This window comes from Bacteroides sp. 4_1_36 (assembly GCF_003466325.1).
GTDB lineage: Bacteria > Bacteroidota > Bacteroidia > Bacteroidales > Bacteroidaceae > Bacteroides > Bacteroides uniformis.
In genome coordinates this window covers 148,178-173,044 of record NZ_QSOX01000003.1, presented here as the reverse complement: position 1 = coordinate 173,044, position 24,867 = coordinate 148,178, and the positions used below count along the sequence as shown (strand labels likewise).

The following is a 24,867-nucleotide window of genomic DNA, read 5'->3' as shown; positions in this document are numbered from 1 at the left end:
GGGAAAAAATATCTGCTCCGTAAGGAAAAGTTGTCTTCAATGCAAAGGATTCTTAGAACAAAGCCTTTATTCTTAGAAACAAAAGCTCTATTTCTATAAACAAAAGCTTTATTTACAGAAACAGAAATTCTGTTTTAAGTTTGCGTAGGCTTACGGACAAGTTTGCACAAGCTTGTCGGCAAGTTCCCGCAGGCTTGTCGGCAAGTTTCTAATTATACCCATTAACTTACGCAAAATAATGACTAATTTTGTACCCTCAACATATAATAAAAGCCAAAACAATAAAAGCATATTCAATGAGTACATCCCGACACCCGAAAGGTCTTTACCTTATCTTCGCCACCAGCACGGCAGAGCGTTTCAGCTACTACGGCATGCGTGCCATCTTCATTCTGTTCCTCACCCAGGCACTCCTTTTCGACAAGGAGCACGCCGCCTCCATCTACGGCAGCTACACCGGACTGGTGTACCTGACACCCTTAATCGGCGGCTACATCGCCGACAAATACTGGGGCATCCGCCGTTCCGTCTTCTGGGGGGCCATGATGATGGCAGTCGGCCAGTTCCTGATGTTTGCCAGTGCCTCGATGCTGGAGGCGCGTGAGCTTTCGCATTGGCTGATGTACGGCGGACTGACTTTCCTTATATTGGGCAACGGCTGCTTCAAGCCCACCGTCTCCTCCCTGGTGGGGCAGCTCTACGAGCCGGGTGACAAACGGCTGGATTCCGCCTACACTATCTTCTATATGGGTGTCAACGTGGGTTCCTTCCTCGCCCCGCTGGTCTGCGGCTATTTTGGCGAGACGGGCAACCCTCACGACTTCCGATGGGGCTTCCTCATTGCCGCCATCGTCACCGTGCTGACGGTCGTCCTCTTCGAAACCCAGAAGAACAAGTACCTCATCGGCCCCGACGGCAAGCCCCTCGGCATCATCCCCGACGCCCGCAAGGAACGGCCCCAGGCAGACAACACCGCCCGGAAGAGTGCCCATGCCAACGGACGGACCATGCGCAACTACCTGCTGCTCGCCCTGCTCGCCATCGCGCTTGCCGGTTTCTTCTACTGGTGCTTCGGGGACGATTGGATAAGCATCGGCATCTTCACCGCCTGCATCGTGTTTCCCGTCAGCATCCTGCTGGAAGGCTCACTCACCAAGACGGAGCGCGACCGCATCTTCGTCATCTACATCATCGCCTTCTTCGTCATTTTCTTCTGGGCGGCCTACGAGCAGGCAGGCGCCTCGCTCACACTTTTCGCCTCCGAGCAGACCGACCGCGTCATCCTGGGGTGGGAAATGCCCGCCTCCTGGATTCAGTCCTTCAACCCCTTCTTTGTGGTGATACTTGCCGCCATCATGCCGGGCGTATGGGGCGCCCTGGGCAAACGGGGCATGGAGCCCGCCTCGCCCACCAAGCAAGCCATCGGCTTGCTACTGCTTTCACTGGGCTATCTCGTCATCTGCTTTGGGGTGAAAGATGTTCAGCCGGGCATCAAGGTGAGTCTCATCTGGCTGACGGGGCTCTACTTCATCCATACCATGGGCGAAATCTGCCTCTCGCCCATCGGGCTCTCCATGGTGAACAAGCTCACGCCCATCCGCTTCGCCTCGCTGATGATGGGGATATGGTACCTCTCCACCGCCACTGCCAATAAGTTTGCAGGCACGCTGAGCGGGCTCTACCCCGAAGCCGGAAAGGTAAAGACGCTACTGGGCTATCGCATTGAGACGATGTACGATTTCTTCATGGTGTTCGTCGTCATGTCTGCCACGGCATCGCTTATCCTCTTCCTGCTTTCAAAGAAATTACAGAAGATGATGCATGGAGTGGAATAAAAATCGTATTTTTGCGGCAACTTTCTAAAAACATCCCATCTATGGATACCATACAAATAAAAGACAAGATGTTCACAGTCTCCATCAAGGAGCAGGACATACTGAAAGAAGTAACCCGTGTAGCGAACGAAATCAACCGCGACCTGGCAGGAAAGAATCCTCTATTCCTCAGCGTACTGAACGGTTCGTTCATGTTTACCGCCGATTTGCTGAAACGAATCACGATTCCCTGCGAAATTTCGTTTGTCAAATTGGCATCTTATCAAGGAGTATCCTCTACCGGGGTAATTAAGGAAGTAATAGGCATCAATGAAGACCTCACAGACCGTACAGTGGTCATTGTAGAGGACATAGTAGATACGGGACTCACCATGCAACGCTTACTGGACACCCTCGGCACTCGCGGTCCCAGGGAGATTCATATTGCCTCCCTACTGGTGAAACCTGATAAGCTGAAAGTTGATTTAAACATAGAATATGTGGCCATGAATATTCCGAACGACTTCATCGTGGGCTACGGGTTGGATTATGACGGCTTCGGGCGCAACTATCCCGACATTTATACTGTAGTAGACTGATACAGACATAATATAGTAAATCATTAAATAATAACTAAGCAAATGTTGAACATTGTAATTTTTGGTGCTCCCGGTTCAGGTAAGGGAACACAAAGTGAAAAGATTGTAGAAAAGTATGGCATCAACCACATCTCTACCGGAGACGTGCTCCGTGCTGAAATGAAAAACGGTACAGAACTGGGCAAGACTGCTAAAGGTTATATCGACCAGGGCCAGTTGATTCCCGATGAGTTGATGATTGATATTCTGGCAAGCGTATTCGACAGCTTCAAGGATAGCAAAGGCGTGATTTTCGACGGCTTCCCCAGAACAATCGCCCAGGCTGAAGCATTAAAGAAGATGCTCGCCGAACGCGGACAGGAAGTCAGCGTGATGCTCGACCTCGACGTGCCCGAAGAAGAACTGATGAAGCGCCTCATCAAGCGCGGACAAGAATCAGGACGTGCAGACGACAATGAAGAGACAATCAAGAAGCGTCTGGTGGTTTACCACTCACAGACAGCTCCGCTGATTGACTGGTACAAGCAGGACGGCAAATACCAACACATCCAGGGCTTCGGCGTATTGGAAGAAATCTTTGCCGATGTTTGCAAGGCTATTGACGCAGTGAAATAACAATAAAACAGAATATGGCTGAATCGAATTTTGTTGACTACGTAAAAATATATTGCCGCTCCGGAAAGGGCGGACGAGGTTCTACGCATATGCGGCGTGAGAAATACATACCCAACGGAGGCCCCGACGGAGGTGACGGAGGACGAGGAGGCCATGTCATCCTGCGGGGTAACCGCAACTACTGGACGCTACTCCATCTGAAGTACGATCGCCACATCCTGGCAGGTCACGGAGAATCCGGTTCCAAAAACCGCAGTTTCGGAAAAGACGGAGCGGACAAGGTGATTGAAGTGCCCTGCGGCACGGTGGTGTACAACGCCGAAACGGGTGAATATATCTGCGACGTCACCGAGCACGAACAAGAAGTCATCTTGCTGAAAGGCGGACGCGGAGGTCTGGGTAACTGGCACTTCAAAACCGCCACACGCCAGGCTCCCCGCTTTGCACAACCGGGCGAACCGATGCAGGAGTTGACGGTAATCATGGAACTGAAGCTGCTGGCAGACGTCGGTCTGGTAGGTTTCCCCAATGCAGGAAAATCCACTTTACTGGCATCCGTTTCTGCGGCGAAGCCCAAAATCGCCAATTATCCGTTTACAACGCTGGAACCCAATCTGGGCATCGTGTCCTATCGCGACAGCAAATCGTTTGTGATGGCGGACATTCCCGGCATCATCGAAGGAGCCAGTGCCGGCAAAGGCTTAGGATTGCGTTTCCTGCGCCACATCGAGCGCAACTCATTGTTGCTGTTCATGGTGCCTGCCGACAGTGACGACATCCGTAAGGAATACGAAATCCTGTTGAACGAGCTTCGCACTTTCAACCCCGAAATGCTGGACAAACAGAGAGTGCTTGCCGTCACCAAATGCGACATGCTCGACCAGGAACTGATGGACGAGATAGAGCCGACACTGCCCGAAGGGATTCCGCATATATTCATCTCTGCTGTCTCCGGCATGGGCATCTCTACGCTGAAAGACATCCTTTGGGAAGAGCTGAACAAGGAAAGTAATAAGATAGAAGGCAAAGTGGACAGCATTGCCCATCGCGCCAAAGACCTCAGCCACCTGCAGGAAGAATTGAAAGAAGAGGGTGAGGACGAGGACCTCAGCTATGAATACGTCAACGACGACGAGGACATAGAGGACCTCGAGGACTTTGAATACGAAGAAGATTGGGAGGAAGATAAAAAATGATTCCTCTTACAGAAGATAGGAAAATGTTGGGATATGAGCTGCTTGCCTCATATCCCGGCATTTCTTGTTTTGTAACCACCCGCCACGGTGGATGCAGCCAAGGTAACTATGCCTCCCTCAACTGTACACCTTACACGGGAGACGAAGCCGAAGCTGTACGCCGCAACCAGGAAATAGTATGTTCTTCCCTGCCCCAACGCCCCCAAGAACTGGTCATCCCGTTTCAGACCCACGGGACAAAGGCACTTGTCATTGACGGAACTTATCTGCATGCAACAGCAGAAGAACGCCACTCCATGTTGCAGGGCATTGATGCACTGATAACCCGTGAACCGGGCTGCTGCATCTGCATCTCTACGGCAGACTGCATTCCCATCCTGCTCTACGACCGGAAGAATGCCGTGATAGCCGCTGTTCATGCCGGATGGCGCGGCACTGTGAATTACATCCTCGGCCACACACTCGACAAGATGCGTGCCCGCTATGGCACAGAGGGCAAAGAAGTGATAGCCTGCATCGGCCCCGGCATCTCCCTTTCCGCCTTCGAGGTAGGCGACGAAGTCTATGAAGCATTCCGTAAGAACGGTTTCCAGATGGATTACATCTCCGAATGGAAACCCGCCACCCACAAATACCATATCGACCTATGGGCTGCCAACCGACTGCAACTACTGGACTTCGGAGTACCTTCCGCACAAGTGGAGACAGCCAATATATGTACTTTTACCCAATATGAAGAGTTTTTCTCGGCACGCCGGATGGGTATCAAATCCGGAAGGATATTGTCGGGAATCATGTTAACCCATTCAAACGGATTGCATTAATGTATCATATCACACTTTCTAAAGAAATCAAGCAGAATTGCCCCGAATTCCGCGGTGCAGCCGTATTTGCCGAAGTGACAAATACCCCATATTGCGAAGGGTTGTGGCAAGAAATCGCAACTTTCACCCAAGAGCTAAGAGCCCGTGAAACCACGGACAGCATCAAGTACCAACCCGTCATTGCCGCCACCCGCGAAGCCTACAAACGTTGCGGCAAGGACCCCAGCCGCTACCGTCCCTCGGCCGAAGCACTGAGACGGCGACTGCTGCGCGGATTGGAACTCTATCAGATAGATACGTTGGTAGACCTTATCAACCTTGTCTCCCTACGTACGGGCCACTCTATCGGCGGATTTGATGCCGACGAGATACAAGGGACCGACCTTGAGCTGGGCATAGGACGTGCCGAGGAATTGTTCGAGGGTATAGGCCGCGGCATGCTGAACATAGAAGGGCTGCCCGTCTACCGCGACCGTATAGGCGGTATCGGTACCCCGACCAGCGACCACGAACGCACCAAGATGAAACTTGAAACCCGCCATATCCTTGCCATTGTCAACGGCTACAACGGGCAGGAAGGTCTGAAAGAAGCAGCCGAAATGATATTGGAACTGTTGGAGAAATATGCTTCCTCTACCAGTGGGACTATACAATATTTTGAATAAATGAGAATCCGTATTCTTGTCCCTCTCCTGCTCATAGCCCTTGGTGCCACGGCACAAGGGAAGAAAACGGTCTTTTCCACCATGGAAACCAACCATATCCGCGTTGCCACTCCGGGACTGTTTTCGCAAAGAGAACTGATAGAGCTACCTTTGGAGGACATTCCGGACACGGAATACTCCTTTCCCCTGCCTGGAGGAAAAGTCATCTCCCCTTACGGACGGGGGCGGGGACGCCACAGTGGCATAGACATCAAGACCTACGCCAAAGACACCATACGGAGTGCCTTCAACGGCGTAGTACGGATGTCCAAGCCTTATAGCGCCTACGGCAATGTCGTCGTCGTACGCCATGACTTCGGACTGGAAACGATATACAGCCACAACTTCAAAAACCTTGTACATTGTGGCGACACAGTCAAAGCCGGACAGCCCATCGCACTGACCGGACGCACCGGACGCGCCTCTACCGAGCATCTGCACTTCGAGACACGCGTCAACGGCCAGCACTTCGACCCCAATATCATCTTCAACATGAAGGAGCAGACGCTGAACCGGCAACGCATCGGATGCTCAAAAAAAGGAAACGGCATCGTCGTGCAACAATTACCGACAATCTACCCGAAGCCACTGCAAAAAAAATACCCAATGGAACTGTTTAAGTATCCAAACGTTTCACTACATTTGCAGAACGTTTCACTAAAAGAACGAATTGAACTTTAAAACATATCAATGATAGAAAAACTGATTGTTCTTGAAGATATTGACCCGGTAATATTTTATGGCGTAAACAACGCCAACATGCAGCTGATAAAGGCCTTGTATCCCAAGCTTCGCATCGTTGCCCGCGGCAATGTCATCAAAGTATTGGGTGATGAGGAGGAAATGTGTGCATTCGAGGAGAACATTACCAAGCTGGAGAAATACTGTGCCGAATACAACTCTTTGAAAGAAGAGGTCATTATAGACATCATCAAAGGCAATGCCCCGCAAGCGGAAAAATCGGGCAATGTCATTGTATTCAGCGTAACCGGAAAGCCGATTATCCCGCGCAGCGAGAACCAGCTGAAGCTGGTAGAGGCATTTGCCAAGAATGACATGCTGTTTGCCATCGGTCCCGCCGGTTCAGGAAAGACCTATACAGCCATCGCGCTTGCCGTGCGGGCACTAAAGAATAAGGAGATAAAGAAAATCATCCTCAGCCGCCCTGCCGTAGAAGCCGGAGAAAAGCTCGGTTTCCTGCCCGGCGACATGAAGGACAAGATAGACCCGTATCTGCAACCACTCTATGACGCCCTGCAGGACATGATACCTGCCGCCAAGCTGAAAGAGTATATGGAGCTGAACATCATCCAGATTGCCCCCCTCGCCTTTATGCGCGGACGCACACTGAACGATGCCGTCGTCATTCTGGATGAAGCGCAGAACACGACCACCCAGCAAATCAAGATGTTCCTCACCCGCATGGGAATGAACACCAAGATGATTGTCACGGGAGACATGACGCAGATTGACTTGCCTTCTTCCCAGACTTCCGGTCTGGTGCAGGCACTGAAGATTCTGAAAGGCGTAAAAGGCATCAGTTTCGTGGAGCTGAACAAGAAAGACATCGTACGCCATAAGTTGGTAACTCAGATTGTGGAGGCCTACGAGAAGTTCGACAAGGAAGCGAAAGCGGAGCGTGAACGACGCAAAGCCGAACAAGCCGATAGTAAGATTGAACAGAAACAGTAAATTCTCAAAATCGTAAATATTACAAAGATGAAAGCATTAACAGCAACTGAATTTAACTTTCCCGGACAGAAAAGCGTGTACCACGGAAAAGTTCGTGATGTGTACAACATCAATGGTGAAAAGTTGGTCATGGTAGCTACCGACCGCATCTCAGCCTTTGACGTAGTATTGCCGAAAGGTATTCCCTTCAAAGGACAAATGTTGAACCAGATTGCAGCAAAATTCCTGGATGCCACAACCGACATCTGCCCCAACTGGAAAATGGCTACACCCGATCCGATGGTGACGGTAGGTGTGATGTGTGAAGGATTCCCCGTAGAAATGATTGTACGCGGTTACCTCTGTGGCAGCGCATGGCGTGCCTACAAGAGCGGTGTACGTGAAATCTGCGGCGTGAAGTTGCCCGAAGGGATGAAGGAAAACCAGAAATTCCCTGAACCCATCATCACCCCGACCACTAAAGCCGAGATTGGCGAACACGATGCCGACATCTCCAAAGAAGAAATCCTGGCACAAGGTCTTGCCACACCCGAAGAATATGCCGTATTGGAGCAATACACCATGGCCCTCTTCAAACGCGGTACCGAGATTGCAGCGGAACGCGGATTGATTCTGGTAGACACCAAATACGAATTCGGCAAGCACGACGGCAAGATTTACCTGATGGACGAAATCCATACGCCCGACTCCAGCCGCTACTTCTACTCCGAAGGCTACGAAGAACGTTTTGCCAACGGCGAACCGCAAAAGCAACTCTCCAAGGAGTTTGTACGCGAATGGCTGATGGACAACGGTTTCCAAGGCAAGGAAGGACAGCAGGTACCGGAAATGACCGACGAAATCGTTACTTCAATCAGCGAACGTTACATCGAACTGTACGAACACATCACCGGCGAGAAGTTTGTAAAGGAAGATACCAGCAACATTGCCGAACGCATTGAAAAGAATGTAACCGAATATTTAAAGTAAATGGACTATCCCCAAGAACACATCAAGCCCTACGGTAATGACGGCAAGAAGAGCGAACAAGTGGAAGAAATGTTCGACAACATCGCTCCTGCCTACGACAAGCTGAATCACACCCTATCCATGGGCATCGACCGCAGCTGGCGTAGGAAAGCAATCAAGTACCTACGTCCTTTCCGCCCCCGGCGTATTATGGACGTAGCTACCGGCACCGGCGATTTCGCCATCCTTGCATGCCGCGAACTGCAACCCGATAGCCTGATTGGCACCGACATCTCGGAAGGCATGATGAACGTGGGACGTGAAAAAGTAAAGCAGGCGCACCTCTCGAACAAGATTTCATTTGTCCGGGAGGACTGCACCTCCCTCTCGTTTGCCGACGAAAGCTTCGACGCCGTGACCGTAGCGTTCGGCATCCGCAACTTCGAAGGGCTGGACAAGGGACTGTCCGAGATGTGCCGCGTACTAAAGACCGGCGGACATCTCGTCATACTGGAGCTCTCCACACCAGACCGCTTCCCGATGAAACAGTTGTTCACCATCTACTCCAAAGTTGTCATCCCCCTGCTCGGTAAATGTATTTCGAAAGACAACAGCGCCTACACCTATCTACCGGAAAGTATTCGCGCCTTCCCGCAGGGAGAAGTGATGCAGGAGGTAATCCGCAAGGCAGGCTTCAGCGAAGTGCACTTCAAGCGGCTGACTTTCGGGATATGTACACTTTATGTGGCAACTAAATAAAAAGAAGAAACTTATATAAAAAAGAGACCTTATGAAAGCTACACACACCCTCTATTTATTATTTATTTCCCTCCTTTGCGTTGCCGGTTTCACAGCTTGCGATGATTCGGGAAGTGATGATATGATATGGGATTTTGCTCCTATCGAACTGCATATCGCAGTACAAGATGCTCAAGGTAATGATTTGTTGAATCCTGAAACTCCCGGCAACATTGCCAAGCAAGGAATCAAGGCAATCTATAATGGAAAAATATATGAAAAGGACGTTCCAATAAGCCAAACCAAAGCTTACCTTGCACACTTCAACGGTCTGCAAACAATGAAATTTGAAACTGGCAAATACTTTCTCACTTTTGGAGAATTCAATGGCGACGATACATTCGATAACGAAAAAGTGATAATAGACTGGAACGATGGTACTCAAGACGTCATCACCTTCTCTAGCAAACTGATCTGGAAATCAAAAAATAAACCCGTATTCGACAGAAAGTTCTGTTTGAACGGAAAAGACAACGGATTGCAATTCGGAGGTTTTGTTATCATCAAAGAACCGGTAATCACCTCCTCAACTACTTCCGACCAATAATGTACTCCATAAACAAACGAATATAGTTCAATCAATAACTAAAATATTATGCAGAAATACGGTTTAATAGGTTACCCGTTGAAACATTCCTTTTCTATCGGATATTTCAATGAGAAATTCAAGGCAGAAAATATTGATGCAGAATATGTAAATTTCGAAATTCCACGTATCGAGGATTTCATGGAAGTTATCGAGGAAAATCCCAACCTCTGTGGACTGAATGTGACTATCCCTTACAAGGAGCAAGTCATCCCCTACCTGGACGAACTGGACAAAGACACAGCCAAGATAGGCGCCGTCAATGTCATTAAGATTATCCGCCTTTCCAAAGGCAAAGTGAAACTGGTTGGCTACAACTCCGACATCATAGGATTTACACAATCCATAGAACCACTTTTGCAACCACAACACAAGAAAGCCCTGATTTTGGGTACCGGCGGTGCATCGAAAGCCGTATATCGCGGGCTGGAGAACCTGGGTATAAAAAGTTCCTTCGTATCACGCGCCAAGAAAGAGGATAAATACCTCACATACGAAGAACTGACACCGGAAATCATGCAAGAGTACACAGTGATTGTCAACTGTACCCCAGTAGGCATGTATCCCAAAGTGGATTTCTGTCCCAATATTCCTTACGAACTACTGACTCCCAACCATTTGCTCTATGATTTGTTATATAATCCAAACGAAACCCTTTTCATGAAGAAAGGCCAGGCACAAGGAGCCGTCACTAAGAACGGTCTGGAAATGTTACTGCTGCAAGCCTTTGCTGCATGGGAAATTTGGAATAAATAATGAAGAAAACCATAAAATATTCGATTCTCGGTCTGGCTGCCCTCTGCACCGTAGTACTGTGCGGAGGGTACTATATGCTGGGGCATGCTCTGAAACCCGAAGGCCTTATCACACGCAGTCGCAACATTGCCGAATCCTACAACTTCATGTTCGAGCAATATCCCGAACTGCAACCGTGGGTAGACAGTTTGGTGACCGTAGGAGCATTGAAGGACTTCTACATTGAGAACGACCATGGAGAGACGCTACACGCACTCTACGTTGCCGCCACCCACCCCACCCCAAAAACAGCAGTCATCGTACACGGATATACAGATAATGCCGTGCGCATGCTGATGATAGGCTATCTGTACAACAAGGAGATGGACTTCAACATCTTGCTGCCCGACCTCTACGGGCACGGGATGAGCGAGGGAAACCATGCACAGATGGGCTGGAAAGACCGGCTTGACGTACTGCAATGGACCGAAACCGCCGACGAACTCTTCGGGCGCCGCCATACAGACAGCGTAGCATCCCGCAGCACAGAGATGGTAGTGCACGGTATCTCCATGGGAGCCGCCACCACCATGATGGTATCCGGCGAAGTGGAGCATGGTCAATACCAACAGCCTTTCATCAAGTGTTTCGTAGAAGACTGCGGCTACACAAGCGTATGGGACGAGTTTCGCGGAGAACTGAAAGCACAGTTCAACCTGCCCGCCTTCCCTCTTCTGCATACAGCAAACTGGCTCTGCCGGCAAGAGTACGGATGGGACTTCCTGGAAGCCTCTGCTTTGGAGCAAGTAAAGAAATGTACTTTGCCGATGCTCTTCATCCACGGCGATGCCGACACCTTTGTGCCGACGTGGATGGTCTATCCCCTCTACGAAGCCAAGCCCGAACCCAAAGAATTATGGATTGTGCCCGGTGCCACGCATGCTATGTCTTACAAGGATTATCCGCAGGAATACACCGAACATGTAAAGAAATTCGTAGGAAAATACATACATTGATGTGATTTTACCTATCTTCGCCGCAACAAATATTGGTAGTATGAGACGATTTATTTCCATAACATTCTTCTTATGCCTGCTCTTATCCTTGCAGGCACAAGAAGTCTACACCACTAAGAATATTCCTAAAGTACACCTTCAGGACAAGACACGCTATGTGTGCAACCCAGCCGGAATCCTATCCACGGAGGCATGTGACAATATAGACCGTATGCTCTATGCATTGGAGCAGCAAACTGGCATTGAAACGGTAGTTGCCGTTGTCCCGTCCATCGGACAAGAAGACTGTTTTGATTTCTCACACCAGCTGCTCAATGAATGGGGAGTAGGGAAAAAAGAAAAAAACAACGGTTTGGTCATTCTGCTGGTAACCGACCAACGCTGCATCCAGTTTTATACGGGATACGGTTTAGAAGGGGACCTTCCTGATGCCATCTGCAAACGTATACAGACCAAATACATGATTCCCTATCTGAAAGACGGTAATTGGGATGCTGGAATGGTAGCGGGTGTAAAGGCAGTCTGTTCACGTCTTGACGGCACTATGGTGAATGACACGGAAGAGGAGGATGACCTCTCCGTAGGAGGTATCCTACTGGGGCTTATCGGTTTCCTCGCAGTGGCATCTATTATAGGCATCCTTGCCCAACGCGCTGCCAACAAATGCCCCAACTGCGGACAACATAAATTGCAACGTAGCAGCAGCATACTCATCTCACGCCGCAATGGAGTGAAAACGGAAGATGTGACCTACACCTGCCGCAATTGCGGACATAAAGTAGTGCGCCGCCAGCAGTCATACGATGAAAATTACCGGGGAGGAGGCGGAGGTGGTCCGGTCATCTTCGGTGGTGGAGGTCTCTTCGGCGGAAGTGGCGGAGGAGGCTTCAGCGGTGGTAGCTTCGGAGGCGGTATGGGAGGTGGCGGTGGAGCCGGTTCCCGGTTCTAACGCCGAGGATGTGTCATCTGTGTGCCATCAACCGTTTTGACACACCTTCGAGGATACTGGAAGAAAATAAAACGTTTACATAGAATATAATTAAATGATTAATAACTGCCTTCCCCTCCTCCCCTCTCTCTATCGGAGAGGAATCGGAGGTGAGGCCTAAAAATGAAAAGTATGAAGAAATCAACCATTATCATTATCGTTGTTATAGCTCTTCTCGCCATTTGGGGTGTAACCGGCTATAACGGACTCGTAACCATGGACGAAAATGTCAGCGGACAATGGTCGAACGTAGAAACCCAATACCAACGCCGTGCCGACCTGATTCCGAACTTGGTGAATACCGTGAAAGGATATGCCACGCACGAGAAGGAAACACTGGAAGGTGTAGTAGAAGCCCGCAGCAAAGCCACTCAAATCAAAGTGGATGCGGCAGACCTTACTCCGGAAAAGCTGGCTGAATATCAGAAAGCACAAGGTGCGGTGACTTCCGCCCTCGGTAAATTGCTTGCCATCACAGAAAACTATCCGGACTTGAAAGCAAATCAGAATTTCCTGGAACTGCAGGCACAGCTGGAAGGTACGGAAAACCGTATCAACGTAGCACGTACCAACTTCAACAATGCAGCCAAGAACTTCAATACAGCCATTCGCCGTTTCCCCAAGAATATCCTTGCCGGTCTCTTCGGTTTTGAGAAACGAGCTTATTTCGAAGCGGCAGAAGGAGCGGAACAAGCTCCCCAGGTACAATTCTGATAAATACACAACTCTATAGCGAGGCACAAAGGCGAGAAACTTTGTGCCTCGCTTTGTGTTGTAGAAGATTAGATGTATCTTTGCACATTCAATTGAACAAACCTATTATCTCATGAGTAATCAACGATACATGATGCGAGGCGTCAGCGCATCAAAGGAAGATGTGCACAACGCCATCAAGAATATCGACAAAGGTATTTTCCCGCAGGCTTTCTGCAAAATTATCCCCGACATTTTGGGCGGTGACCCGGAGTATTGCAACATTATGCATGCCGATGGAGCAGGCACCAAGTCCAGTCTTGCCTATATGTACTGGAAGGAAACCGGCGACCTGGGTGTGTGGAAAGGCATTGCACAAGATGCACTGATTATGAACATCGACGACCTGCTTTGTGTGGGTGCGGTAGACAACATTCTGGTATCCTCTACCATCGGACGTAATAAACTGCTCATCCCCGGCGAAGTAATCTCAGCCATCATCAACGGTACGGATGAACTGCTTGCCGAACTCCGCGAAATGGGAGTAGGCGTTTATGCCACCGGTGGCGAAACAGCCGATGTGGGCGACCTTGTACGTACCATTATCGTAGACTCGACAGTGACCTGCCGCATGAAGCGCTCAGATGTTATAGACAATGCCAATATCCGTCCGGGCGATGTGATTGTAGGTCTGGCATCTTACGGAAAGGCTACTTATGAGAAAGAATACAATGGCGGTATGGGCAGTAACGGACTGACCAGCGCACGCCACGATGTATTCTCCAAATACCTGGCAGAGAAATACCCTGAAAGCTATGACAAGGCTGTACCCGAAGAACTGGTATACAGTGGCAAGCTAAAACTGACAGACAGTGTCGAAGACAGTCCGCTGGATGCAGGAAAGCTGGTACTTTCCCCCACCCGCACCTACGCACCGGTAGTTAAGAAACTGCTCGATGCGCTCCGTCCCCAAATCCACGGTATGGTACACTGCTCGGGCGGCGCACAAACCAAGGTACTGCACTTTGTGGGAGACAACTGCCGTGTCATCAAAGACAATCTCTTCCCCGTTCCACCGTTGTTCAAGACCATCAAGGAGCAGAGCGATACGGACTGGAGCGAAATGTACAAGGTGTTCAATATGGGGCATCGCCTGGAAGTGTACCTCTCTCCCGAACATGCAGAAGAGGTGATTGCTATTTCGAAGAGTTTCAACATCGATGCACAGATTGTAGGCCGCGTGGAAGAAAGCGACAAGAAAGAACTGATTATCAAGAGCGAATTCGGAGAGTTCAAGTATTAAATATATGGCAGACAACAATACCATACTCGAAAAGCTGGAAGGGCTTGTCGCCCGCTTCGAAGAAGTGTCGACCTTGATTACAGACCCGGCAGTGATTGCGGACCAGAAGCGTTACGTCAAGCTCACCAAAGAATATAAAGAACTGGGCGACCTGATGAATGCCCGCAAAGAGTACATGCAAGTACTGGGCGGCATAGAAGAAGCCAAAGAAATTATCGCCAACGAAACAGACCAGGAAATGCGGGAAATGGCACGCGAAGAGCTGGATGCCTGCCAAACCCGCCAACCGGAACTGGAAGAGCAGATAAAGCTGCTGCTCGTCCCCGCCGACCCGCAGGATGGCCGTAATGCCATCCTCGAAATTCGTGGCGGCACGGGTGGTGACGAAGCGGCAATCTTTGCCGGCGACCTCTTCCGCATGTACACCAAGTACTGCGAATCCAAGGGATGGAGAATGGAGATATCCAGCGCCAACGAAGGTGCAGCCGGCGGTTTCAAGGAAATTGTCTGCTCCGTGACGGGCGACAATGTATACGGCACACTGAAATATGAATCGGGCGTGCACCGCGTGCAGCGCGTACCGGCCACAGAAACGCAAGGACGGGTACACACCTCAGCTGCCAGCGTAGCCGTGCTTCCCGAAGCCGAAGAGTTCGACGTAGTTATCAACGAAGGTGAAATCAAGTGGGACACCTTCCGAAGCGGTGGTGCCGGCGGTCAGAACGTGAACAAGGTGGAATCCGGCGTGCGCCTGCGCTACAACTGGAAGAATCCCAACACAGGCATAGTCGAAGAAATCCTCATCGAATGTACCGAGACGCGCGACCAGCCCAAGAACAAGGAACGCGCCCTCTCGCGCTTGCGTACCTTCATCTACGACAAGGAACACCAGAAGTACATCGACGACATCGCCTCCAAGCGTAAGACGATGGTCAGCACTGGCGACCGCTCCGCCAAGATACGCACCTACAACTATCCGCAAGGACGCATCACGGACCACCGCATCAACTACACCATCTACAATCTCGCCGCCTTCATGGACGGAGACATCCAAGACTGCATCGACCACCTGATTGTGGCGGAAAATGCAGAAAGACTGAAAGAGAGCGAACTGTAAGGCAGTGATAAGTAACCCGTAACTAAAAAATAATATGAACAAACAGCAATTATTCGAGAACATCAAGCGCAAGAAGTCATTCCTTTGCGTAGGTCTTGACACCGACATCAAGAAAATACCCGAACATCTTCTGAAAGAGGAAGACCCTATATTCGCTTTCAACAAAGCCATCATCGACGCTACTGCCGACCTCTGCATCGCCTACAAGCCCAATCTGGCATTTTATGAGAGCATGGGCGTGAAAGGCTGGATAGCTTTCGAGAAAACCGTAAACTACATCAAGCAGAACTATCCCGACCAATTCATCATCGCCGACGCCAAACGCGGTGACATCGGGAACACCTCTGCCATGTATGCCCGTACCTTCTTCGAAGAGCTGGATATAGATTCCGTAACCGTAGCTCCCTACATGGGCGAAGACAGTGTGACCCCGTTCCTTACGTACGAAGGCAAATGGGTAATCCTGCTTGCGTTGACCAGCAACAAAGGCTCGCACGACTTCCAGCTGACGGAAGACACCAACGGCGAACGCCTCTTCGAAAAAGTGCTCCGCAAATCCCAGGAGTGGGCCAGTGACGAACAGATGATGTACGTAGTAGGCGCCACACAAGGCCGCGCCTTCGAAGATATCCGCAAGATTGTTCCCGAACACTTCCTATTGGTTCCCGGCGTAGGCGCACAAGGCGGCTCCCTGGAAGAAGTCTGCAAGTATGGCATGAACAAGACTTGCGGCCTGATTGTCAACTCCAGCCGTGGCATCATCTACGTGGACAAGACAGAGAACTTCGCCGCCGCCAGCCGAAAAGCAGCCCAAAAAGTGCAGGCACAGATGGCGGAAGAGTTGAAAAAAGTGATTAACGACTAACGCTTAATGTTCGAAAGAAAGATTATCAACGACCCTGTCTTCGGGTTCATCAACATACCAAAGGGGTTGTTGTACGATGTTGTACGACATCCTCTTTTGCAACGTCTAAACCGTATCAAGCAACTGGGGTTGTCCTCTGTCGTATATCCCGGTGCGCAGCATACACGGTTCCAACACTCTTTGGGAGCCTTCTACCTGATGAGTGAGGCCATCCAGCAACTTGCCACCAAAGGAAACTTTATCTTCGACAGCGAAGCCGAAGCTGTGGAAGCCGCTATCCTGATGCACGACATCGGCCACGGCCCCTTCTCCCACGTACTGGAAAATACCATCGTGCAGGGCGTCTCCCACGAAGACATCTCCTTGATGCTGATGGAACGTATCAACAAGGAAATGAACGGACAGTTGACACTCGCCATTCAAATTTTCAAGGATGAATACCCCAAGCGCTTCCTGCACCAACTGGTAAGCGGGCAACTGGATATGGACCGCCTGGACTACCTGCGCCGCGACAGCTTCTATACCGGAGTGACCGAAGGCAACATTGGCTCCGCCCGCATTATCAAGATGCTGGATGTAAAGGATGACCACCTGGTAGTAGAGTCCAAAGGCATCTATTCTATTGAGAACTTCCTCACCGCCCGCCGCCTGATGTACTGGCAAGTCTATCTGCACAAAACCTCCGTTGCCTACGAGAAAATGCTGATTAGCACCCTGCTCCGCGCCAAGGAACTGGCAAGCCGCGGCATAGACCTCTTTGCCTCACCCGCCTTGAAATTCTTTCTATACAACGACATCAGCCGGGAGGCATTCTACAACAATCCCGAATGTTTGGAGAATTTCATTCAGTTGGACGATAATGACATCTGGACTGCCCTCAAGGTATGGAGCCGCCATTCGGACAAGGTTTTGTCCACCCTGAGCGCCGGCATGATTAACCGAAACATCTTCAAAGTCGAGATTTCTACCGAACCTATTAGTGAGGAACGGAAAAAAGAACTAACTTTGCAAATCAGTGAACAACTGAACATCCCTCTCTCCGAAGCGAGATATTTCATCTCTACCCCCAGCATCGAGAAGAATATGTACGACGAGGCAGATGACAGTATTGACATCCTCTACAACGACGGCAGCATCAAGAATATTGCCGAAGCATCGGATATGCTCAATATCTCTCTTCTGTCCAAGAAAGTAAAAAAGTACTACTTATGCTACCAACGTTTGCATAGATAAGTATAAAATATTCACCTCAGGACAAGGAAATATAAAAAAAAAGTCCGTTATTTGCGTTTTGAAACCATCTAACAAGAATAAGACATGGAGTTCTCTGCTAAACAAATTGCAACATTTATCCAAGGAGAAATTGTTGGAGACGAGAATGCTACCGTTCACACCTTTGCGAAAATCGAAGAGGGAATACCGGGAGCCATCTCCTTTCTATCCAACCCCAAATATACCCCCTACATATACGAAACCCAATCAAGCATTGTTCTGGTAAACAAGGACTTTGTTCCGGAACAAGAAGTGAAAGCCACCCTGATTAAAGTGGACAATGCGTATGAAAGTCTTGCTAAATTGCTAAATCTTTATGAGCAAAGCAAGCCAAAGCGGGTGGGAATTGACTCTCTGGCCTTTGTTGCCGAGACAGCTAAAATTGGCAAGGATGTTTACATTGCGCCTTTTGCCTGCATTGGCGAATACGCAGAGGTGGGAGACAATACGGTCATTCATCCGCACGTCACGATTGGCAGCGGTGCCAAAGTGGGCAATGACTGTATTATTTACGCTAACTCCACCATCTACCACGATTGCCGGGTAGGAAACCACTGCATCCTGCACTCCGGTTGCGTTATCGGTGCAGACGGTTTCGGCTTCGCCCCCACTTCCGAGGGCTATGAAAAAATACCGCAAATAGGTATCACTATCCTGGAAGACCATGTGGAAATTGGTGCCAACACGTGTGTGGACCGTGCTACTATGGGAGCCACCATCGTACATAGCGGTGTGAAACTGGATAATTTGATTCAGGTGGCACACAATGATGAAATAGGCTCCCACACCGTAATGGCGGCGCAAGTAGGTGTAGCAGGTTCTACCAAGATAGGAGAATGGTGCATGTTCGGCGGGCAGGTAGGCATTGCAGGTCATATTCATATTGGCAACAAAGTGAACCTTGGCGCACAGTCTGGTGTTCCCAGTAGCATAAAGGACGGTAGCCAACTTATCGGTACCCCTCCTATGGAGCTGAAACAATATTTCAAGGCATCCATCGCACAAAGAAGTTTGCCGGAAATGCAAGTGGAACTGCGCCAGCTCCGCAAAGAATTGAATGAACTTAAACAACTATTAAATAAGTAACCAATGTTAAAACAAAAGACTCTAAAAGATAGCTTTTCGCTTAGTGGAAAAGGTCTTCATACGGGACTTGACCTAACCGTTACTTTCAATCCTGCTCCGGATAACCATGGATACAAAATCCAACGTATCGACTTGGAAGGACAGCCTACCTTCGATGCCGTTGCAGACAACGTATCCGAAACTACCCGTGGAACTGTAATCTCCAAAAACGGAGTAAAGGTGAGCACAGTGGAGCATGGTATGGCAGCCCTCTATGCATTGGGTATCGATAACTGCTTGATACAGGTAAACGGACCGGAATTTCCCATTCTGGACGGAAGCGCCCAATATTATGTCAACGAAATAGAGCGCGTAGGCACTGTAGAACAAAATGCCGTAAAAGATTTCTATATCATCAAGTCCAAAATTGAATTCCGTGACGAAACAACCGGCTCTTCCATCATCGTGTTGCCGGACGAGAACTTCAGCTTGAATGTATTGGTATCATACGATTCCAACATCCTCCCCAACCAGTTTGCAACGCTGGAGGACATGACGAAGTTCAAGGATGAAATCGCCGCAAGCCGTACTTTCGTGTTTGTACGCGAAATTGAGCCGTTGCTGCAAGCCGGTCTTATCAAGGGCGGCGACCTTGACAATGCGATTGTTATTTACGAACGCGAAATGTCCCAGGAGAACTATGACAAGCTGGCCGACGTGATGGGTGTTCCTCATATGGACGCCAAACAATTGGGATATATCAACCACAAACCTTTGGTGTGGCCCAATGAATGCGCCCGCCACAAGTTACTTGATGTCATCGGTGACCTGGCCTTGATAGGCAAGCCCATCAAGGGCCGTATCATCGCTACCCGCCCGGGACACACTATCAACAATAAGTTCGCCCGCCAGATGCGCAAGGAAATCCGTTTGCACGAAATACAAGCCCCTACCTACGACTGCAACCGCGAACCGATTATGGATGTAAACCGCATCCGCGAACTTCTGCCTCACCGTTACCCGATGCAATTGGTGGACAAAGTCATAGAAATAGGTGCCAACTACATTGTAGGTGTCAAGAACGTAACTTCCAACGAACCTTTCTTTCAGGGACACTTCCCGCAGGAACCCGTAATGCCCGGTGTGTTGCAGATAGAGGCAATGGCACAGACGGGAGGTTTGCTTGTTCTGAATTCAGTGGATGAACCGGAACGTTACTCCACCTACTTCATGAAGATTGACGGTGTGAAATTCCGCCAGAAAGTGGTACCTGGAGATACCCTCATCTTCCGTGTAGAGCTGATGGCCCCCATACGCCGCGGCATCTCTACCATGAAAGGCTATGTGTTTGTAGGCGAAAAAGTTGTCTGCGAAGCAGAGTTTATGGCGCAAATAGTTAAGAACAAATAATAAAATTTACGATTAGACTATTTACGATTTACGATTCAAATTATTCGTGAGAATTATCACATTCGGATAAAATCGTATATACAGTAAATCGCAAGTATTCTCAATCGTAAATCGTAAATAGCTAAATCGTAAATAATATGATAAGTCCCTTAGCGTATATTCATCCCGAAGCCAAAATCGGGGAAAACGTAGAGATTGCTCCTTTTGTTTTCATTGACAAGAATGTGGTAATCGGTGATAACAACAAGATTATGGCAAATGTCAACATTCTGTACGGTGCACGCATCGGCAATGGAAACACCATTTTCCCGGGAGCCGTTATCGGTGCTATTCCCCAGGATTTAAAGTTCAGAGGGGAGGAAAGCACTGCTGAAATCGGAGACAACAATATCATACGTGAAAACGTAACTGTCAACCGCGGTACAGCTGCCAAAGGCAGAACCATCGTCGGTAACAACAATCTCCTGATGGAAAGTGTACACGTGGCCCACGATGCTCTGATAGGCAACAGCTGTATCATTGGCAACTCTACAAAAATGGCGGGTGAAATTGTCATCGACGATTATTCCATCATCAGCGCCAATGTACTGATGCACCAATTCTGCCATGTGGGCGGTTATGGAATGATACAAGGCGGTTGCCGTTTCAGCAAGGACATCCCACCGTACATCATTGCCGGACGCGAGCCTATCTGCTATGCGGGAATCAATGTGGTAGGGTTACGCCGCCGTGGCTTCTCCAACGAGACCATTGAGAAAATCCATGATGCCTATCGTATTATCTATCAAGGCGGTCTGAACAATACGGATGCCTTGAAGAAAATCGAGGATGAAATGGAAATGACACCGGAAATAAGCTATATCGTAAACTTTATACGTGAATCAGCCCGCGGCATTATCCCCGCAGGAAAATGAAAAACGTATGATTTACACAAAGTCAGAAATCATAAATTATAAATCATCATGATCTACAGATTTACAATCATCTCTGATGAGGTGGACGATTTTGTCAGAGAAATACAGATAGACCCGGAAGCTACCTTTTATGACTTCCATGAAGCGATTCTAAAGTCGGCAGGCTACACTAACGACCAAATGACGTCTTTCTTCATTTGCGATGATGACTGGGAGAAAGAGAAAGAAATTACGCTGGAAGAAATGGATGACAATCCGGAAATGGACAGTTGGGTGATGAAAGAGACCCAGCTGAGCGAACTGGTTGAAGACGAGAAGCAGAAACTTCTCTATGTATTCGATTATATGACTGAGCGCTGCTTCTTCATCGAGCTTTCTGAAATCATTACCGGAAAGGAAATGAAAGGAGCCAAATGCACCAAGAAAGCAGGTGAAGCTCCCAAGCAGACCATTGATTTTGAAGAGATGGCAGCTGCTGGCGGTTCCCTTGATTTGGACGAAAACTTTTACGGCGACCAGGACTTCGATATGGAAGATTTCGACAAAGAGGGTTTCGGCGGTTTGGACGAAGCCGGAAACTCCTTTGAAGAAGAGAAATATTAAACAGACATACCATACAGATTTCTTTTAGGCACGGATTACACGGAAACACACGGTTGTTATTGAATATTCCGTGTAATCCGCGTAATCCGTGCCTATTTTTTTACCCGCATGCACACCCTAATCGTACTTATCGGTCCCACCGGAGTAGGCAAAACAGAGCTCAGCCTCCGATTGGCAGAACATTTCCATACTTGTATCGTCTCGGCCGATTCGAGACAACTCTATGCAGATTTAAAGATAGGCACGGCTGCCCCTACACCGGAGCAACTGCAACGGGTACAGCATCACTTCGTCGGTACCCTGAAGCTGACAGACTATTACAGTGCCGCCCAATACGAAGCGGAAGTGATGAAGCTGCTGGAAGACCTGTTTACAAAGCATAACACCGTACTGCTGACCGGAGGCTCAATGATGTATGTAGATGCAGTCTGTAAAGGAATTGACGACATTCCGACCGTAGATGCCGATACACGCCAGCTCATGCTGCACAAATACGAAACAGAAGGTCTGGAAAGACTTTGTGCGGAACTTAAGCTGTTGGATCCGGAATATTACAAAATAGTAGATTTGAAGAATCCCAAACGCGTAGTCCATGCTTTGGAAATCTGCTACATGACGGGAAAGGCCTACACTTCCTTCCGCACTCAACAAAAGAAAGAACGCCCCTTCCGTATCATCAAAATAGGATTAACACGTAACCGGGAAGAGCTTTATGAACGCATCAACTGCCGGGTGGACCAAATGGTGGAAGAGGGTTTAGTGGAAGAAGCGCGCATGGTCTACCCGCATAAAAGTCTAAATTCCCTAAATACAGTAGGCTACAAAGAAATATTCAAGTACCTGGATGGTGAATGGACATTACCCTTTGCCATCGAAAAGATAAAGCAGAACTCACGCATCTATTCCCGTAAGCAAATGACCTGGTTCAAACGAGACGAGGAAATCCACTGGTTCCACCCGGAGCAGGAAGGGGAAATACTGGAATACTGTCATTGTTCCATCAAAGGCGTATAAGCCTTTCGGACAAGTGCTTCCACATCTTGATAAAGCTTCTGCATTTCTTGAGAATCAATGCTTCCTTGCTGTCTCCAGCTGTCCAACAATAGGCATGTACGGCGAAACACCTCTGCCTCTACCGTAACAAGCTGCTGCATATAGCCATTATTCTCCATATTGTACAGTTTTTCCCAATTCAGATAACGATTGGTTCCCATCCCCTGATTGTAACAAAAGACATTGTTGGAAAGCCGGAGTGACCAATCACTGAGCGGAGCGGCGACACACGCCTTGTCCCAACATACCATCGGAGGCAGAAGTCTATCCGCATCCTTCACCCAAAGCGGCACGGCAATACCCGTAGGAGGATATCCCAGCATTGTCCACATCGTAGTAAGTTCCGCCTTCTCACCCGGTTTTACGCCCTGCACCACAATGGAACAAGAAGTGCTGTTACGGGGAATAAAATCCTGGTCGACAAACCAACCGGAACCTTGCGGGCGATTAAACTTCCCGCTCTTCAAATCAATATCGAGCATGCCATTGCGAAACGAACGTGAAAGATCATTGAAGATACCCTGCGGCGTAATTCCCCCCATTGCAGAAGCTCTCATCAGTACCCGGTCTGCCTCCATATAGCGCACATAACCCGCCCCCCGATTCACTTCACCGGCAAAAGAGAAGTTGGTACGGGCAATGTAGCCGTAAGGAGCATCTTTGGGATTATTGGCATCATACATCGTATATTTATAATAATCCACCTCAAACATGGCGGCAGCGCCTTGAGCGTCGATTACGCCAAAATTGGCCTCTATCAAGCTGGGCTTGGAAATGGTATCGAGGAAATGGCAGAAATCCTCCACCGTGGCACAAACCTCCAAGGCACGGTAGATAATCCTCCCGTTGGCTGCCCCCCGTTCTTCCCCATCTTTCACTTCCACCAGATTGTAGGATTGGGTGTTCATCAAGGCAAAACCAACGGAGTTTGTACCCATCCATGCCTCTTTCAAGGCAGGAAAGTTAGCACTATTCACATCGGCAATGAAGTTATACTTCTCCCCTTTTATATAAGCAACATGATTTCGCAGATAGTCCGTATCACGGTTTTTCCATAGCAACGGACGGCCGTCAGGAGTAACCTTTCCAGAAACGACGGCAGATGTACAAGCCAGAACCGGCTCAGCAGTGAGTGCCGCAAGCAGTCCCCATATTAAAAAAAGATGTTTTATCATAACCTTGCCTTCCTTAGATTTATATTCGCAAAGGTATGATAATCTGTGAAAGGGCAAAAGAAATCCTCTGAAATCCTTATCCCCTATTCATCAGGAAAGAATTATTCGCTGACAAGTTTCTGCAACTTATCCTGCATATACCGAAGTTTCGCAGTTCCAGTACCTTGTTCTATATGACGGATAATGCCTTTCTTATCCACCAGTATAGTGACCGGCATACCACTCACATGAAAGGTCTCGAAGAAAAACAAGTCATCGGCTATCTGGGTAAAGAGGAAAGGACGGCTCTCTACAATTTTCTTTATTTGTACAGCACTGTCAAAAGTCGTAGCAAGATAGGTTACATCAGGATAGACTTCTATCCATTTGTTCAGCTCCGACATTTCACGGATACAAGGACCACAGCCGGTATACCAGAAGTTCAAGACCATAGGACGTCCCGTCACATCGGCCTTGCTCCATTCCTGTCCTTCTGTGTCTTTCACTTTGAATTCCGGAAAAGCCTTTCCTATCCATTCTTCCTTCTTCAAAGTCTGTACGGCACCGCCTATCGGCAACTTCTTCCCCGTTCCTCCACGGTAACTCATCAAGAAAGCTTCCGCACCAGGCACCTCGTCGGCAGGAGTAGCATATTCTCTCACCTCCTCAGACAGCACAATGCCCTTGCGCAAGCGGAGTTCCGTAACCTCGTGTCTCGCGCCGTCCTCATGTATTATGAAAGCCGCCACGTTGTCCGAACCCACACCAGGCGGCATGCCTTCGAAGAAAAGCCCGCCCACCAAATAATATTTCTTACCGGCTGTCTGGGCAGAGCAAAGCCCTGCCCCCACAGCTACCAGAATCAGAAACAAAGAGAGAATTTTCCTTATCATAGTTGTTAGA

At 49.0% G+C, this 24,867-nt stretch carries 26 protein-coding genes; 24 read left to right on the top strand and 2 right to left on the bottom strand.

Features of this window, described 5'->3' with window-relative positions; all coding sequences use genetic code 11:
* Nucleotides 1–296 precede the first annotated feature (296 nt).
* The 24 genes from DXD65_RS05020 to miaA all read left to right on the top strand — a co-directional run bounded on the left by DXD65_RS05020 (nt 297) and on the right by miaA (nt 22,771).
* The gene (locus tag DXD65_RS05020; RefSeq protein ID WP_005823668.1) at nt 297–1,835 is read left to right on the top strand and encodes a peptide MFS transporter; all 1,539 of its coding nucleotides are present in this window, start codon (nt 297–299) and stop codon (nt 1,833–1,835) included.
* Nucleotides 1,836–1,876: 41 nt separating this feature from the next.
* Nucleotides 1,877–2,413: a hypoxanthine phosphoribosyltransferase gene (hpt, locus tag DXD65_RS05015; protein ID WP_005823670.1), complete on the top strand. Its 537-nt coding sequence runs from the start codon at nt 1,877–1,879 to the stop codon at nt 2,411–2,413.
* A 42-nt stretch (nt 2,414–2,455) separates the two neighbouring features.
* Nucleotides 2,456–3,028, top strand: a complete 573-nt coding sequence (locus DXD65_RS05010) for an adenylate kinase (RefSeq protein WP_005823672.1) — start codon at nt 2,456–2,458, stop codon at nt 3,026–3,028.
* 14 nt (nt 3,029–3,042) lie between these two features.
* Nucleotides 3,043–4,224: a GTPase ObgE gene (obgE, locus tag DXD65_RS05005; protein ID WP_005823673.1), complete on the top strand. Its 1,182-nt coding sequence runs from the start codon at nt 3,043–3,045 to the stop codon at nt 4,222–4,224.
* Nucleotides 4,221–5,048 (top strand): peptidoglycan editing factor PgeF, encoded by an 828-nt coding sequence (pgeF, locus tag DXD65_RS05000; protein ID WP_009037100.1) that lies wholly within the window; start codon nt 4,221–4,223, stop codon nt 5,046–5,048. Before obgE ends, pgeF begins: the two co-directional genes overlap by 4 nt.
* A complete protein-coding gene (locus tag DXD65_RS04995; RefSeq protein WP_005823677.1) occupies nt 5,048–5,713 on the top strand; it encodes a B3/4 domain-containing protein in 666 nt (221 codons plus the stop codon). The genes pgeF and DXD65_RS04995 overlap by 1 nt, the downstream gene beginning before the upstream one ends.
* Entirely contained in the window at nt 5,714–6,433 is a 720-nt protein-coding gene (locus DXD65_RS04990) for a M23 family metallopeptidase (RefSeq protein WP_005823679.1), read from the top strand.
* A gap of 9 nt (nt 6,434–6,442) precedes the next feature.
* Nucleotides 6,443–7,444 carry a PhoH family protein gene (locus DXD65_RS04985; protein WP_005823681.1) on the top strand — a complete coding sequence of 334 codons (1,002 nt, stop codon included), beginning with the start codon at nt 6,443–6,445 and terminating at the stop codon, nt 7,442–7,444.
* 27 nt (nt 7,445–7,471) lie between these two features.
* Nucleotides 7,472–8,413, top strand: a complete 942-nt coding sequence (locus DXD65_RS04980) for a phosphoribosylaminoimidazolesuccinocarboxamide synthase (protein WP_005823683.1) — start codon at nt 7,472–7,474, stop codon at nt 8,411–8,413.
* Entirely contained in the window at nt 8,414–9,151 is a 738-nt protein-coding gene (gene ubiE / locus DXD65_RS04975) for a bifunctional demethylmenaquinone methyltransferase/2-methoxy-6-polyprenyl-1,4-benzoquinol methylase UbiE (protein ID WP_005823685.1), read from the top strand.
* A 31-nt stretch (nt 9,152–9,182) separates the two neighbouring features.
* Nucleotides 9,183–9,737, top strand: a complete 555-nt coding sequence (locus DXD65_RS04970) for a hypothetical protein (protein WP_016272588.1) — start codon at nt 9,183–9,185, stop codon at nt 9,735–9,737.
* 48 nt (nt 9,738–9,785) lie between these two features.
* Complete coding sequence (locus DXD65_RS04965) at nt 9,786–10,532, top strand: shikimate dehydrogenase family protein (protein ID WP_005823689.1); 747 nt, start codon at nt 9,786–9,788, stop codon at nt 10,530–10,532.
* Complete coding sequence (locus DXD65_RS04960) at nt 10,532–11,527, top strand: alpha/beta hydrolase (protein ID WP_005823691.1); 996 nt, start codon at nt 10,532–10,534, stop codon at nt 11,525–11,527. Before DXD65_RS04965 ends, DXD65_RS04960 begins: the two co-directional genes overlap by 1 nt.
* 40 nt (nt 11,528–11,567) lie before the next feature.
* Nucleotides 11,568–12,476 (top strand): TPM domain-containing protein, encoded by a 909-nt coding sequence (locus DXD65_RS04955; protein ID WP_005823693.1) that lies wholly within the window; start codon nt 11,568–11,570, stop codon nt 12,474–12,476.
* Between the two features lie 171 nt (nt 12,477–12,647).
* Nucleotides 12,648–13,229, top strand: a complete 582-nt coding sequence (locus DXD65_RS04950; protein ID WP_005835359.1) for a LemA family protein — start codon at nt 12,648–12,650, stop codon at nt 13,227–13,229.
* A 112-nt stretch (nt 13,230–13,341) separates the two neighbouring features.
* Entirely contained in the window at nt 13,342–14,511 is a 1,170-nt protein-coding gene (locus DXD65_RS04945) for an AIR synthase-related protein (RefSeq protein WP_005835357.1), read from the top strand.
* Between the two features lie 4 nt (nt 14,512–14,515).
* Nucleotides 14,516–15,628: a peptide chain release factor 1 gene (gene prfA / locus DXD65_RS04940; protein ID WP_005823698.1), complete on the top strand. Its 1,113-nt coding sequence runs from the start codon at nt 14,516–14,518 to the stop codon at nt 15,626–15,628.
* Between the two features lie 34 nt (nt 15,629–15,662).
* On the top strand, nt 15,663–16,493 hold the full coding sequence (pyrF, locus tag DXD65_RS04935; RefSeq protein ID WP_005823701.1) for an orotidine-5'-phosphate decarboxylase: 831 nt from the start codon (nt 15,663–15,665) through the stop codon (nt 16,491–16,493).
* Nucleotides 16,494–16,499: 6 nt separating this feature from the next.
* Complete coding sequence (locus tag DXD65_RS04930) at nt 16,500–17,726, top strand: HD domain-containing protein (RefSeq protein ID WP_005835351.1); 1,227 nt, start codon at nt 16,500–16,502, stop codon at nt 17,724–17,726.
* Nucleotides 17,727–17,810: 84 nt separating this feature from the next.
* The gene (gene lpxD, locus DXD65_RS04925) at nt 17,811–18,851 is read left to right on the top strand and encodes a UDP-3-O-(3-hydroxymyristoyl)glucosamine N-acyltransferase (protein WP_005823705.1); all 1,041 of its coding nucleotides are present in this window, start codon (nt 17,811–17,813) and stop codon (nt 18,849–18,851) included.
* 3 nt (nt 18,852–18,854) lie between these two features.
* A complete protein-coding gene (locus DXD65_RS04920) occupies nt 18,855–20,240 on the top strand; it encodes a bifunctional UDP-3-O-[3-hydroxymyristoyl] N-acetylglucosamine deacetylase/3-hydroxyacyl-ACP dehydratase (RefSeq protein ID WP_005823709.1) in 1,386 nt (461 codons plus the stop codon).
* Between the two features lie 137 nt (nt 20,241–20,377).
* Nucleotides 20,378–21,154, top strand: a complete 777-nt coding sequence (gene lpxA / locus DXD65_RS04915; RefSeq protein ID WP_005823711.1) for an acyl-ACP--UDP-N-acetylglucosamine O-acyltransferase — start codon at nt 20,378–20,380, stop codon at nt 21,152–21,154.
* A gap of 48 nt (nt 21,155–21,202) precedes the next feature.
* Nucleotides 21,203–21,757 carry an IS1096 element passenger TnpR family protein gene (locus DXD65_RS04910; RefSeq protein ID WP_005823714.1) on the top strand — a complete coding sequence of 185 codons (555 nt, stop codon included), beginning with the start codon at nt 21,203–21,205 and terminating at the stop codon, nt 21,755–21,757.
* A 108-nt stretch (nt 21,758–21,865) separates the two neighbouring features.
* Nucleotides 21,866–22,771 carry a tRNA (adenosine(37)-N6)-dimethylallyltransferase MiaA gene (gene miaA, locus DXD65_RS04905; protein ID WP_005823716.1) on the top strand — a complete coding sequence of 302 codons (906 nt, stop codon included), beginning with the start codon at nt 21,866–21,868 and terminating at the stop codon, nt 22,769–22,771.
* Here the strand turns inward: miaA and DXD65_RS04900 are convergent.
* Together DXD65_RS04900 and DXD65_RS04895 are read right to left on the bottom strand one after the other, a co-directional pair.
* Entirely contained in the window at nt 22,747–23,985 is a 1,239-nt protein-coding gene (locus tag DXD65_RS04900; RefSeq protein WP_117887397.1) for a carcinine hydrolase/isopenicillin-N N-acyltransferase family protein, read from the bottom strand. The two genes, miaA and DXD65_RS04900, sit on opposite strands and share 25 nt — an antisense overlap.
* Nucleotides 23,986–24,086: 101 nt before the next feature.
* The gene (locus DXD65_RS04895; protein ID WP_022401726.1) at nt 24,087–24,857 is read right to left on the bottom strand and encodes a TlpA family protein disulfide reductase; all 771 of its coding nucleotides are present in this window, start codon (nt 24,855–24,857) and stop codon (nt 24,087–24,089) included.
* Nucleotides 24,858–24,867: the final 10 nt, after the last annotated feature.

What these genes read in the sequence shown, in the direction of transcription:
- DXD65_RS04985 (WP_005823681.1), top strand. Translation starts at nt 6,443, where the DNA reads ATGATAGAAAAACTGATTGTTCTTGAAGATATTGACCCGGTAATATTT.
- DXD65_RS04980 (WP_005823683.1), top strand. Translation starts at nt 7,472, where the DNA reads ATGAAAGCATTAACAGCAACTGAATTTAACTTTCCCGGACAGAAAAGC.
- DXD65_RS04990 (WP_005823679.1), top strand. Translation starts at nt 5,714, where the DNA reads ATGAGAATCCGTATTCTTGTCCCTCTCCTGCTCATAGCCCTTGGTGCC.
- DXD65_RS04910 (WP_005823714.1), top strand. Translation starts at nt 21,203, where the DNA reads ATGATCTACAGATTTACAATCATCTCTGATGAGGTGGACGATTTTGTC.
- pgeF (WP_009037100.1), top strand. Translation starts at nt 4,221, where the DNA reads ATGATTCCTCTTACAGAAGATAGGAAAATGTTGGGATATGAGCTGCTT.
- DXD65_RS04995 (WP_005823677.1), top strand. Translation starts at nt 5,048, where the DNA reads ATGTATCATATCACACTTTCTAAAGAAATCAAGCAGAATTGCCCCGAA.
- DXD65_RS05020 (WP_005823668.1), top strand. Translation starts at nt 297, where the DNA reads ATGAGTACATCCCGACACCCGAAAGGTCTTTACCTTATCTTCGCCACC.
- DXD65_RS04960 (WP_005823691.1), top strand. Translation starts at nt 10,532, where the DNA reads ATGAAGAAAACCATAAAATATTCGATTCTCGGTCTGGCTGCCCTCTGC.
- ubiE (WP_005823685.1), top strand. Translation starts at nt 8,414, where the DNA reads ATGGACTATCCCCAAGAACACATCAAGCCCTACGGTAATGACGGCAAG.
- DXD65_RS04945 (WP_005835357.1), top strand. Translation starts at nt 13,342, where the DNA reads ATGAGTAATCAACGATACATGATGCGAGGCGTCAGCGCATCAAAGGAA.
- DXD65_RS04970 (WP_016272588.1), top strand. Translation starts at nt 9,183, where the DNA reads ATGAAAGCTACACACACCCTCTATTTATTATTTATTTCCCTCCTTTGC.
- DXD65_RS04900 (WP_117887397.1), bottom strand. Translation starts at nt 23,985, where the DNA reads ATGATAAAACATCTTTTTTTAATATGGGGACTGCTTGCGGCACTCACT.
- lpxD (WP_005823705.1), top strand. Translation starts at nt 17,811, where the DNA reads ATGGAGTTCTCTGCTAAACAAATTGCAACATTTATCCAAGGAGAAATT.
- DXD65_RS04965 (WP_005823689.1), top strand. Translation starts at nt 9,786, where the DNA reads ATGCAGAAATACGGTTTAATAGGTTACCCGTTGAAACATTCCTTTTCT.
- lpxA (WP_005823711.1), top strand. Translation starts at nt 20,378, where the DNA reads ATGATAAGTCCCTTAGCGTATATTCATCCCGAAGCCAAAATCGGGGAA.
- hpt (WP_005823670.1), top strand. Translation starts at nt 1,877, where the DNA reads ATGGATACCATACAAATAAAAGACAAGATGTTCACAGTCTCCATCAAG.
- DXD65_RS05010 (WP_005823672.1), top strand. Translation starts at nt 2,456, where the DNA reads ATGTTGAACATTGTAATTTTTGGTGCTCCCGGTTCAGGTAAGGGAACA.
- DXD65_RS04920 (WP_005823709.1), top strand. Translation starts at nt 18,855, where the DNA reads ATGTTAAAACAAAAGACTCTAAAAGATAGCTTTTCGCTTAGTGGAAAA.
- obgE (WP_005823673.1), top strand. Translation starts at nt 3,043, where the DNA reads ATGGCTGAATCGAATTTTGTTGACTACGTAAAAATATATTGCCGCTCC.
- prfA (WP_005823698.1), top strand. Translation starts at nt 14,516, where the DNA reads ATGGCAGACAACAATACCATACTCGAAAAGCTGGAAGGGCTTGTCGCC.
- DXD65_RS04895 (WP_022401726.1), bottom strand. Translation starts at nt 24,857, where the DNA reads ATGATAAGGAAAATTCTCTCTTTGTTTCTGATTCTGGTAGCTGTGGGG.
- DXD65_RS04950 (WP_005835359.1), top strand. Translation starts at nt 12,648, where the DNA reads ATGAAGAAATCAACCATTATCATTATCGTTGTTATAGCTCTTCTCGCC.
- miaA (WP_005823716.1), top strand. Translation starts at nt 21,866, where the DNA reads ATGCACACCCTAATCGTACTTATCGGTCCCACCGGAGTAGGCAAAACA.
- pyrF (WP_005823701.1), top strand. Translation starts at nt 15,663, where the DNA reads ATGAACAAACAGCAATTATTCGAGAACATCAAGCGCAAGAAGTCATTC.
- DXD65_RS04955 (WP_005823693.1), top strand. Translation starts at nt 11,568, where the DNA reads ATGAGACGATTTATTTCCATAACATTCTTCTTATGCCTGCTCTTATCC.
- DXD65_RS04930 (WP_005835351.1), top strand. Translation starts at nt 16,500, where the DNA reads ATGTTCGAAAGAAAGATTATCAACGACCCTGTCTTCGGGTTCATCAAC.